This is a genomic window from Streptomyces sp. NPDC021212, from assembly GCF_044332925.1.
Classification (GTDB): Bacteria; Actinomycetota; Actinomycetes; order Streptomycetales; family Streptomycetaceae; genus Streptomyces.
Genome location: NZ_JBIRPZ010000039.1, coordinates 1675 through 3408, shown reverse-complemented (window position 1 = coordinate 3408; position 1734 = coordinate 1675). Strand labels below are relative to the sequence as shown.

The window sequence follows — 1734 nt, the reverse complement described above, 5'->3', positions numbered from 1 at the left end:
ACGGCTACACCCTTACCCCGGGACAACCACCGCCCGGGCTGGACTACCTTCCTGCGTCACCCCATCACTTACCTACTACCACCTTGGACCGGCGGCTCCACCACTCCCCTCAACTCCGAAGAGATCAGGGCGGCTTCACGGCCTTAGCATCAGAGGATTCGATATTGGGCGCTTCAAAGCGGGTACCGGAATATCAACCGGTTGTCCATCGACTACGCCTGTCGGCCTCGCCTTAGGTCCCGACTTACCCTGGGCAGATCAGCTTGACCCAGGAACCCTTAGTCAATCGGCGCACACGTTTCCCACGTGTGTATCGCTACTCATGCCTGCATTCTCACTCGTGAACCGTCCACAACTACCTTCCGGCGCTGCTTCACCCGGCACACGACGCTCCCCTACCCACCACAGCAACCGTTAGGTCTCATGCTGCAGTGACACGACTTCGGCGGTACGCTTGAGCCCCGCTACATTGTCGGCGCGGAATCACTTGACCAGTGAGCTATTACGCACTCTTTCAAGGATGGCTGCTTCTAAGCCAACCTCCTGGTTGTCTCTGCGACTCCACATCCTTTCCCACTTAGCATACGCTTAGGGGCCTTAGTCGATGCTCTGGGCTGTTTCCCTCTCGACCATGGAGCTTATCCCCCACAGTCTCACTGCCGCGCTCTCACTTACCGGCATTCGGAGTTTGGCTAAGGTCAGTAACCCGGTAGGGCCCATCGCCTATCCAGTGCTCTACCTCCAGTAAGAAACACACGACGCTGCACCTAAATGCATTTCGGGGAGAACCAGCTATCACGGAGTTTGATTGGCCTTTCACCCCTAACCACAGGTCATCCCCCAGGTTTTCAACCCTGGTGGGTTCGGTCCTCCACGAAGTCTTACCTCCGCTTCAACCTGCCCATGGCTAGATCACTCCGCTTCGGGTCTTGAGCGCGCTACTAAACCGCCCTATTCGGACTCGCTTTCGCTACGGCTTCCCCACACGGGTTAACCTCGCAACACACCGCAAACTCGCAGGCTCATTCTTCAAAAGGCACGCAGTCACGACGCAGAGAACGAATCTCTGCGCGACGCTCCCACGGCTTGTAGGCACACGGTTTCAGGTACTATTTCACTCCGCTCCCGCGGTACTTTTCACCATTCCCTCACGGTACTATCCGCTATCGGTCACCAGGGAATATTTAGGCTTAGCGGGTGGTCCCGCCAGATTCACACGGGATTTCTCGGGCCCCGTGCTACTTGGGTGTCGCACAAGCAAGTTGCTGACATTTCGGCTACGGGGGTCTTACCCTCTACGCCGGGCCTTTCGCATGCCCTTCGCCTACATCAACAATTTCTGACTCACCCAGCCGCCGGCAGACGACTGAAGTACGATCCCACAACCCCGCATGCGCAACCCCTGCCGGGTATCACACACATACGGTTTAGCCTCATCCAGTTTCGCTCGCCACTACTCCCGGAATCACGGTTGTTTTCTCTTCCTGCGGGTACTGAGATGTTTCACTTCCCCGCGTTCCCTCCACACTGCCTATGTGTTCAGCAGCGGGTGACAGCCCATGACGACTGCCGGGTTTCCCCATTCGGACACCCCCGGATCACAGCTCGGTTGACAGCTCCCCGGGGCCTATCGCGGCCTCCCACGTCCTTCATCGGTTCCTGGTGCCAAGGCATCCACCGTGCGCCCTTAAAAACTTGGCCACAGATGCTCGCGTCCACTGTGCAGTTCTCAAA

General features: G+C 57.7%; 1 rRNA gene (only partly in view). It reads right to left on the bottom strand.

From position 1 onward, the window contains the following. A 23S ribosomal RNA gene (locus ACH4SI_RS42030) occupies positions 1–1701 on the bottom strand; it reaches 1488 nt to the left of the window's first position. Positions 1702–1734 lie beyond the last annotated feature (33 nt).